The organism is Lysinibacillus sp. NPDC096418 (genome assembly GCF_044762775.1).
GTDB lineage: Bacteria > Bacillota > Bacilli > Bacillales_A > Planococcaceae > Lysinibacillus.
Genome location: NZ_JBIWEY010000062.1, coordinates 1 through 9,692, shown reverse-complemented (window position 1 = coordinate 9,692; position 9,692 = coordinate 1). Strand labels below are relative to the sequence as shown.

General features: G+C 35.0%; 11 protein-coding genes. 3 read left to right on the top strand and 8 right to left on the bottom strand.

Going from position 1 to position 9,692, the window contains the following annotated elements; all coding sequences use genetic code 11:
• Positions 1–786 precede the first annotated feature (786 nt).
• Positions 787–1,971 (bottom strand): NupC/NupG family nucleoside CNT transporter, encoded by a 1,185-nt coding sequence (locus ACIQZG_RS23965; protein WP_402758597.1) that lies wholly within the window; start codon positions 1,969–1,971, stop codon positions 787–789.
• Between the two features lie 551 nt (positions 1,972–2,522).
• On the opposite strand from ACIQZG_RS23965, the gene ACIQZG_RS23960 reads away from it, so the two are divergent.
• On the top strand, positions 2,523–2,918 hold the full coding sequence (locus ACIQZG_RS23960) for a glucosamine 6-phosphate synthetase (RefSeq protein WP_402758595.1): 396 nt from the start codon (positions 2,523–2,525) through the stop codon (positions 2,916–2,918).
• Between the two features lie 222 nt (positions 2,919–3,140).
• On the opposite strand, the gene ACIQZG_RS23955 is transcribed toward ACIQZG_RS23960, so the two are convergent.
• Both ACIQZG_RS23955 and ACIQZG_RS23950 read right to left on the bottom strand, forming a co-directional pair.
• Positions 3,141–3,518, bottom strand: a complete 378-nt coding sequence (locus ACIQZG_RS23955; protein WP_402758593.1) for a hotdog domain-containing protein — start codon at positions 3,516–3,518, stop codon at positions 3,141–3,143.
• Positions 3,519–3,537: 19 nt separating this feature from the next.
• Positions 3,538–4,521: an MBL fold metallo-hydrolase gene (locus ACIQZG_RS23950; protein WP_402758592.1), complete on the bottom strand. Its 984-nt coding sequence runs from the start codon at positions 4,519–4,521 to the stop codon at positions 3,538–3,540.
• Between the two features lie 346 nt (positions 4,522–4,867).
• On the opposite strand from ACIQZG_RS23950, the gene ACIQZG_RS23945 reads away from it, so the two are divergent.
• The gene (locus ACIQZG_RS23945; RefSeq protein ID WP_402758590.1) at positions 4,868–5,026 is read left to right on the top strand and encodes a hypothetical protein; all 159 of its coding nucleotides are present in this window, start codon (positions 4,868–4,870) and stop codon (positions 5,024–5,026) included.
• Positions 5,027–5,091: 65 nt separating this feature from the next.
• Here ACIQZG_RS23945 and ACIQZG_RS23940 read toward each other — a convergent pair whose 3' ends face one another.
• The 3 genes from ACIQZG_RS23940 to ACIQZG_RS23930 all read right to left on the bottom strand — a co-directional run bounded on the left by ACIQZG_RS23940 (position 5,092) and on the right by ACIQZG_RS23930 (position 7,263).
• Entirely contained in the window at positions 5,092–5,391 is a 300-nt protein-coding gene (locus ACIQZG_RS23940; RefSeq protein WP_402758588.1) for a hypothetical protein, read from the bottom strand.
• A gap of 177 nt (positions 5,392–5,568) precedes the next feature.
• Positions 5,569–6,510: a PD-(D/E)XK nuclease family protein gene (locus ACIQZG_RS23935; RefSeq protein ID WP_402758586.1), complete on the bottom strand. Its 942-nt coding sequence runs from the start codon at positions 6,508–6,510 to the stop codon at positions 5,569–5,571.
• Between the two features lie 12 nt (positions 6,511–6,522).
• Positions 6,523–7,263 carry a sulfite exporter TauE/SafE family protein gene (locus ACIQZG_RS23930; RefSeq protein ID WP_402758584.1) on the bottom strand — a complete coding sequence of 247 codons (741 nt, stop codon included), beginning with the start codon at positions 7,261–7,263 and terminating at the stop codon, positions 6,523–6,525.
• A 95-nt stretch (positions 7,264–7,358) separates the two neighbouring features.
• Here ACIQZG_RS23930 and ACIQZG_RS23925 point away from each other — a divergent pair, with 95 nt between their 5' ends.
• A complete protein-coding gene (locus tag ACIQZG_RS23925; protein ID WP_402758583.1) occupies positions 7,359–7,871 on the top strand; it encodes a DUF1648 domain-containing protein in 513 nt (170 codons plus the stop codon).
• Positions 7,872–7,886: 15 nt separating this feature from the next.
• Here the strand turns inward: ACIQZG_RS23925 and ACIQZG_RS23920 are convergent, their stop codons facing one another.
• Positions 7,887–8,519: a hypothetical protein gene (locus tag ACIQZG_RS23920; RefSeq protein WP_402758581.1), complete on the bottom strand. Its 633-nt coding sequence runs from the start codon at positions 8,517–8,519 to the stop codon at positions 7,887–7,889.
• Positions 8,520–8,687: 168 nt separating this feature from the next.
• Positions 8,688–8,873, bottom strand: a complete 186-nt coding sequence (locus tag ACIQZG_RS23915; RefSeq protein ID WP_402758579.1) for a helix-hairpin-helix domain-containing protein — start codon at positions 8,871–8,873, stop codon at positions 8,688–8,690.
• Positions 8,874–9,692 lie beyond the last annotated feature (819 nt).

Genomic DNA, 9,692 nt, shown 5'->3' with positions numbered 1-9,692 from the left:
AAGCGTACCCATCAAATGACAATGTATTGAAGAACTAGAAAAGACTATATGTAAGATGCGGAGAAAAAATATTTTCACCACTTAAAAAAAGGGTCGAATCGTTGATATATCAACATTTATAGAGGGAGAATTAATAAACTTAACTCTTTATATTCACTATCCGAGCTCTACCAAAGGTGTCAAGTTTATATCTTTTTTTTTAAAACTCTGATTAGCGACATGTCCAACAAATGACGTGAAATCAATCGTAAAGGGTAGGCTCATTTTTTTGCTACTCTCTCTATATCACGCATTAAAGATGGCTTCTCAGCTATTAATAATGCTCACAATTCCCTTCCCACTATACAGAACAAACGTTTCCTGAATTATAACTTAAACTGCTACAGTTTTCTATGCATAACAAGATAAAAGTCAAAACACTTGAGAAATGCGAAAAGGACAAGGTGAAGAAAATCAAATATCTGAATGACATTAAAATGTTTGTGACAGACCGAGGTGTAAATTTGTTAATTTGAATCAACATTCACTGAGTATGATAGAATACCCGTATAACAATGACGTGAGGACAACTTTTTTTAACGTTACTTGAAAACGAACGTTGTTAAATCCATGTATGAAGCGAGAAAAATTAACTAATTGGGTTTAAGTGAAATTAGGATGCCAAACTTTTAATCGCGCTAAAAAGAGGACTATGTACAAATACTTTGCACAAGTCCGCTTTTTTATAAGACATGAAGAATGGCTGCATTTCCATTGAAAATACACCCTATTACATCATGCTTCCTCTTAAATGAAAATTCCTACAACAGTCGCAGTCAATACAGATGCCATTGTTGCGACAAATAACATTTTAAGACCGAACTTAGATACAACTGCTGCTTGCTTACTGTCGATTGCTTGTACAGTACCTAAAATGATTCCAATTGAGCTAAAGTTAGCAAATGATACTAAGAAAGCAGATACAACAGCTACTGTCTTAGCTGACAATGTTTCAATCATTGGTGAGAAGCCCATCATAGCTACAAACTCATTAGACACAATCTTAGTACCCATTACTCCACCTGCTTGTATCATCTCAGATGCTGGTACCCCCATCAACCAAGCTACAGGTGATAAAATATATCCTAAGATAGTTGTTAAATCCGTACCGAATAAACCATTAAGACCATAGTTAATCATAGCAATAAGTGAGATATAAGCAATCAACATAGCTCCTACAATACCTGCGACTTTCAAGCCATCAATTGCACCATTACCGATAGCCTCAAAAATTGAGTTATCGGTAATCATCTCATTAATATCAATCTTTTCACCTTCTCTAGCCCTTGCTGGAGCTACCATAGATGCAAGCAGTAGACCTGACATAACATTTAGAGGTAAAGCTACTAGAACATACTCAGCAGGAATCATTGTCATGTATGCACCTAGAATAGATGCAGATACTGATGTCATCGATGCGGTAGTAGCAATAAATAATCTGTTTCTATCCATTTTAGGGATATGATTTTTAACTGCGAGCAAAGCTCCTGTATCACCAAAGACACTAGATGCTACTGTAGAGAATGATTCTACAATTGGTAGACCTGTTACCCTTGCAATAAATCCTCCAATGTACTTAATCAAAATAGGCAATACTCGGATGTATGTTAAAACCGATAACAATGTAGAGGTAAATACAATCAACATCAATACTGAAATTAAGAATGGTACTGTATCCTGCTGAAAAGCAAAGCCTTCAAATACAAACATGATACCCTCATTACCAAACTCCATTATCTTAGAAAAGCCTTTAGCAATACCTGTCAGGATCTTGCCGCCAATGGATGTGTTTAGCATTATCCAAGCAGTAATTAACTGAGCTACAAAGAGGATACCTACTGCTCTAAAGTTGATATTCTTCTTATCATTGGACAGCAAGTATGCTGTACCAACCAATAAAATAACTGAAAGAATAGCTGTTAAAAAAGCCATTATTTAATCCCCATTTCTGATAATTTTTCTTTTACTCCTAGCTCTTCATCCTAGGTTTTTTTTCACAATATCAACTTTATCCGTATTAATGATTAGGACATCATTTGCATTGTAATGATTTATCAATCACACATTATAGGCTGACCAAAACAGCCTATAATATTCATCTAATCCTTCATCACCCTCAAATTCTCTACCTTTTATACTAATTCTGTGGAAAACAGCATCCAAGCTACTTTAAAGGGAATTATCAAATTTAGAGTAGCTCATGCCTTTTTGACTGGTAAACGTACGTTTAGAAGAGATTGCTCAAATTTCGAAAGTTAGACCATTATGCCAATTTGAAAAGCGAGGTATTTGATAATTAAATTTCAGAATACCTCCCACTATGAAATGATATGGATTTATTCAGGGACCTACTGATTGATGATTATTTTTTTCTCTCTATACCACACATAACGAAATAAGAGATTTAACTAGAAAATATTATATTAAGCTAGCTAAAATACGCACTATAATGATAAAATAAAAATATAAAGGGAGATGATTACATGGGGAAATTAAGTAAACGTAATATACTTTGGATTGTACCAATCGGGATATTAGGTATTTTTTGGTACTTCTATGGCCCACAAAAGGATATTACCGAAAATGAATACATTACATATGTTAAAAACTATTCTGTAGAAAATAGTAGCCAATCATTGGAGAAATCATTTGAATCGTCGTGTAAAAATCCTTATTGGGTATACTTCGAAACACAAAAAGGACAGGATGTTGTTGAATTTGAAGGTGAATGCCCGATTAACGATAAAAACGAAAAGGTGAATGTTCAATTTTTAGTAGACCGTGATATGACAAACGTGAGACATGGCGCAATGCTCGTAGATAGTGTCCTGCAAGAGGAAGCTGATCGCGACGAGTTTATCGTTGCACTAACAAAATAAAAAAGAACATCATCTTACTAGACAAATTAATCTTTGTCTGTGAGATGATGTTTTTTTCTTAACACGTACCTCTTCATTTTTTGGCTCGAGAATCGCTTTTCTTTTCAGAAAACTATCTCCTGAGAATACTTTATTAACATAAAAAAAACACATTGGTTAAATGCGAACCAATGCATTTTTTATAATTTTATTGAATTCGTAGCATCTTTTGTTAAAAAGGATTTAAAGGATTACACCTGAAAAATCCCCTTTTAATACTTCTTTTTCATTTTGATTTTTGCATAAAAAGGTTGTAATAATAGCTGTGCGATTATTTTCTTGTTTTTCATATTTCTCAATTTTCACTTCACAAATGATGGTGTCACCCGTAAATACAGGTCTTAAAAATTCAAAATTCATATTACGGGCCATTACGCTATAATCTCCACCTACTTTTGTAGGTAAAGTTGCCGTTAGTAAGCCTTGAATGACAAGTCTTCCTTGTTCATCTGGGGTTGTATGATGGATTCCCTCATCTCCTGATAGTTCTGTAAATAATTCAACATCCCTTACTGTAAAAGTCCGTTCAAACTTAATGGTTTCTCCTACTTTTAATGGCATATAAATCCCCCGTTTTTAATTATTTTAGAACGTCTTGAATTCCCCATTCATTCGGCTTTATGTTCTTATCGATCCAATCTTTATGTGGTGCTTTATAGGACGTAGATGCGATTAAATGATTATTACGCCAGCTTGCTGCTCCAGAACGAATCATTTCGTCAAGCAAGATTTGAATAAACTCTTCTGGCTGAAGCTGAAAAGAGTTACGTGCAAAATCTTGAAACCATCCACACTTTAGTAGGTAGCTATTGACCTCATCTTTTGACAATCCATTTTTAATAATTAATGTGAATGAAAATATTCTCTTGCAAGCATGCCACGCAACCTTTTCTGGCATACTGATCCATTTTTCAAACCGCTCCCGGGCAGCATCAATAGCATCTAAAGGATTGTCTATTTTAGGTCCATGTCCTGAATATGCCTGCTGAATCTTGAGCGTGGATAATAGATCCAAACTTTCTAACGATCGTTGGATAGATGAAACACCTTCTCGAAAGATATTTAACCAACCGATATCATTTTTATGAAAGAGGTCTCCGCAAATTAATATCCCTTCTTCAGGTTCATATAAAGAAATATGCCCTAATGTATGGCCCGGTGTGTGCAAGACTCTCAAGATTCTACTTCCAGTATGAATCTCATCATTATCAGAGAGCTTTGTGTCGACTTGATATGGTTCTACAGGTTGATCTAACCATTCTGCACTACAAGCTTCAGGGTCACAAGTATTAATTAAATTGGCATCCCATTTATGAGCAGCAATCGTAACACCATAATTTTTTTGGAAATGAAAATTACCTCCTACATGGTCACTATGATAGTGCGTGTTCACAATAAGGTGTAATTCTTCAGGTGTAACACCTACCGACCTAACTAACTCCTCTGTTTCTTTCACATCACTCCCAAAACCAGTATCAATTAGGATGGGTAGCTGATCCTTAATAAGAATCATGTTTGCACTAGGAAATTTTCTTTCAAAGAAAATCATACTGGATTTTTTCATAAGCTATTCCTCCTATGTTTAATATACTAAACACATATGATTGAGCGTTCGATCAATTAAATTTTATGCAATTCCAGAAAAAATTTAACTAGGTATTTATTGATAAAAACCTGCGACATTTTTTAGAAAAAAACCGTACATTTCATCTCCAAATTCTCCCCTCCCACCAGTTCAATTGCACCTTATATTTCCACAATCTAACACTAACAAGGACTTACATTGACTGTTTTCGTCATGTGCTTTCCTATCCTTTTCTAATAAAATACTAGTAAGTTTTATATTATCACAAAATTCAAATTATTAGTTATTAACCCGATTTCATTTTATGTATTGCTACAACAAAAGTATGATCACTATAAACTTAGGGGAATCAAAAATTTTAGTAGCATATAGAGAATCGTTTAAAGATTCTATGAGGACATATGGTTTACTAGACGAAGAGACCGTAAAACAAATGATTAAAGAAGACGATCGTAAACTTTTGCTTAACAATAAAATTGATTAAAGAAATGAAAGCTAATACTCCCATAAAAATAGCCTGCCAATTTACTGCGGCAGGCTTAAACAATCTTATTTAACTTGAATCAAGTTCACTTTTAAATCAAAATTATATTTTTTATTAATTTTGCTTGCAATCGTCTCTAAGAACGATTTAACAGTCATGTTTTCAACTTCTCTTGTGTACCATGCAAGTTTCGCCCCATAATTCTTTTTATTATAACGGACTTCTAGTGGCCAAAAATTACCTGTGGCATACGTATAGTCAAATTTAACGAATAATTCTTTTCCATCAGGACATTCCATAATAACATTATATAAAGGATTTTTTCTTTCTCGCTCAAACTTTACTTTTCTAATTTTGGTTAACACGAATCTCATCCCCTTTATCTACAACATTCGACAAAAGTTTGGATTTTCCTTTAATTATTAGAAGTTAATAAGAACTAATCGTAATCATACGTTCCTAAAAAGTAATTCTTTATTATAATTTAGATTATTGTCTATTGCTTTTGATGTCTTTTCTAATGTATCACATTCACTAGGTAATTAAGCTTTCCTAGGTATACATAATTCTTTATAATTACATCTCAAACATTGCCATCCCTCAGATGTTCGCTCAAAATCTTCAAAATCGACTGGTTCATTCGAGAAAATGTCTGCTTGGTATTTCTTCATTTCTAGTACACTACGTTTAAATATATGCATGATGTTTTCAATATCAAACTGTGTAAGCACATATTTTTTCCGCTGTCCAGTTTTCAAATACTCATTGTAAACCTCGATTTTTTCAAACGGAACTCGATATTTTTGTTGTACATAATACGCATACAATGCTAATTGTTGACGGTCATCGTCAGACTCACCGCCCGTTTTCCAGTCAATAATGATCCATTTGTCAGCTAGTTCATCATAATAATGAAAATCCATCACGACAAATACTTGTGTCTCGTTTATTTTCATCGTACGAAATTGCTCTGGTTCACCTATTCTTAATGAGCCTTTACTAGCAGTAATTTGCTGAAAGGTTTCACTATGCAAAAAGTTCTCAAAGATTGTTTGCATTCTTTCTTTGTAGTCTGTCACTATTATTGGATCAAGCTTACCTTCATAGTAAATTTCTTGCATCATATAATATTTATTTGGCTTTTGCATCCATGAATCTCGGTGACGTGTCGAGTCAATAAATGCCGCATTAAGCTGTCCACGCGCCCTATTCACCATCTCTGCCACAGTAGGCACTTCCTTCGTTTGCAAATAATGGACAATTGATTGTTCGATAATATGATGGACAATTTGCCCGAATAAAATAGGCATTGACTGAAGCTTTTTCAAGCGATAGACATGCTGATGGAAAGGTTCCACATTATAACTTAGCCAGCCATTATGTGAAAAATAATAGTCATAGCCATACTTTCTCGCACAGCTTGCTAATGTTTTTTGACGTGAAAACGACCAAGAAAATGCAGGATATGGTGTTATTTCAAACATTAAAAGACCCTCCTAAAGTTGAGAGATGAAATCATAGATTAATTGTAGCATCAGCACAATCGTTACAAGACGTAATAAGATCTTTACCTGCGCGGCATTTACTTTTCGTGCAAGTACAATGCCAATTTGCGCACCAATAATTGAACCTGCCATTAATGCCAGTGTCATTGGCCACATAATCTTCCCTGAAGCAATATATGTTACTGCAGCTCCAGCGCACATAGCAAATACACCTACACGCGATAGACCAACTGCCTTGATGTACGATATTTTCTCATATGCATACATATAAAGCGCAAGCGTACTACTACCTGGACCAAACATACCATCATAAATCCCGATACCTAACAAAATTGAGCCATTTTTTCTGTTCATTGTAAAGTTTGCTAGATCTCCAAAATCAGCCCCGCCGATATAAGACATAACGAGTGCAAAACCAAGTAAGACAATTGCGATTAATGTTAAAGTTTGACTGCTCATAAACGAGGCAAATAAACCACCAAGAGTCCCCCCTATAAGGGATACGAAAAGCACAGACCGTAACTCACTCCAAGAAATTTCCTTACGTCTAAATATTGAGTAAAAGCTCGAAAATGCACTCACCATATTGGAAACTTTATTGGCACCAATTGCAGAGTGTACAGGTACACCCATGAGCATCATTGTTGGTAACGTAATAAGTCCGCCCCCTCCAACTAATGTGCCAATCAAATTTCCCGCCAAACCAATGAATAAAAACAGTAATAAGTCCATCAAATCCTTCTTCCTTCAAACACAGTCTCTTTATCTTATGGTACAGTATAACAGAATACGATTTATGAAAGTCTTTTAAGTTATGAGGTGATTCTATGAATAAACTACAAAAAACGCCTACACCCCTATTTTGCAAGCGTCTGACAATGATTGTCGCTACAATTTTTTTGGCGGCCATTACAGCGACGATAATCCAATACAGTAAGCTACCAACTTCCATTCCTGTACTACAAAGCTTTAATAGCGGTGACGCACAGTTTGGACCAAAAATCGCGATTTTTTATCTTCCATTTGTCGCACTTATGATTTTTCTAATGTTGCACTATTTAGAGATCAAAGCCGGTTATCCGGTACCTCGAAAAAATAAAGAAATGCAATCACATGTACAACGACAAAATGCGATCATGACATTTTGTTTGATCAAAAATGCAATCTTGCTTTATTTTACATATTCTCTATGGAACGACCTTGCTATGGCATTAGGACGTGAGCGTATTTTACAGCAATGGCATGCATACCTTTTTCTGTTTATCTTATTCCTCATTTTTGTGTGGGGTATATTACGTGGTGTTTTACTAGGTAGAAATGAAAAACTCAAAAAAAGCTAGTAGCACCCTCGTGCACTAGCTTTTTTCCATTTCCAGTTTCATTTTTTCAAATGTATGTATCAGTAAATACTTTTGCACGCCACGCGCAACATCAATGCTTTCTTTCATAAAACGATTGAAGGCCTTTTCATCCTTGACAGTGTGCGCGTAAATCGCTTCAATCGCAGGCTGCATCCACGGATGTGTTAGTTTGTCACTGTGCATGTCTGCAGTTCTTCCTTCGAGTGCTGCAATATAGCAAAATGCATAACTTGATAGTGGTTCTTTCTGTATTTTTCCCGCCGCATCCTTCGCTACCAGTAAATTTTGTTCAAGTAACGCCTTGATGAAGACATAATTGTACTTAATCGCAGGCTGCTTGTACTTTCCTATAAGATCGTCGAGTATTTGTAGCTGTTCTTCTTCCGTCCCGTATGCATTTGCATAAAGATACGCAAAGAAAGGTTGCTTTTTTTCCTTCTTCACAAGTCGATCAACCTGCTGCATATTATTAGTTCGATATAATATATGTATATGACGATAGATTACTGCTATTACAATGAGTGCAAAAAATCCAAGCGCAACAGACAAGCGCACGCCTGCAAGAGATAATGCAATTGCCAGAATCATGATCATCAAATAAAAAAATGTAAGCTTAAGTATCCTCATAAATCCTCCTACTTCATTTTCTTAATCATTCTTCGAGAAAAAATAAAGCCTGTCCCTATAAAGAAAAGAAGCGCCATAAATTTCATCAACGGAATGACAAAGACCTTACTAATGACTACCACAACAATAATATAGTATACCATCATTACAAGTAAAAACAATTTGTACTTATTCAACTGACTTTTTTCCTTCTTTCAATGCCGCTTCAATTGCAGCAAGCGCTTTTGGCCCCATACCATGTAAATCTTTTAACGTTGCTAAATCCACCTGCGCTAATTGTTTTAGTTCTGTATAACCTGCCGCATTCAGCGCACGGATCGCTGGTTTTGCCACACCTTTCGGCCACTCTGTCATTTACCTTCTTCCTTTCTTTTTTTGATGATTTCTATACTCAGTTCCGAAAATGCCAACTACTAAAATCAATAATGATACCAAATGATAATCTGTAAAAAACGTAGTAAAAGCCAAACCATAATGTCGACAAATCGCTGTAATTATGCGCCCTACTAGCATGACGAAACCGAGTATTAGGAACCCTCGAAAAACCTTATCAATACTTCTCAAACTTAAACACCTCTGCACTTATTATGCAAGTGAGTACGATGAAATGCAAATGGTGAACGTAAAAATCGTCTTTATAAACAGGTACTAATTCATAAAATTATCCGTTCTGACAAGGCTAGTTAAATCAAACTAAAGCTCATTTAACAATACCAACAGAACAGCAATTATATTTACTATCCCCAACAGCACTATTTTCATTTTTGTCTTCATACATAATATTCTTCAGCTTAATGTCTGGTTCCACAGAACTCCCTTATAAATCTATCTGAAAGTTGTCTTGACATCACCACTTGTAGTAACCAGATCTAGCAAATATTCCCTCTTACTCATTTCTTACAAAAATCTTAATATATATTGTTGCATTTATATTAAGGCTATTTTTGTATAGAGTGTTGCTCCATTAATTAGTATTAGTCTTGGCCCAAGATACCAGGTATTCAAGAGGTTCTAAACTCATTCTGGGGTACCACCAGCAAAACGCAGATTTACAACGTTAAGGAAATACAAATATTAAAGGTTCTAAATCAAATGTTGGGGTGCTGTAAATTTACAGCACCTTAACCCAAATGAACCCCGATTTCTTTATACTTTAAATTTAATAAGATTTTT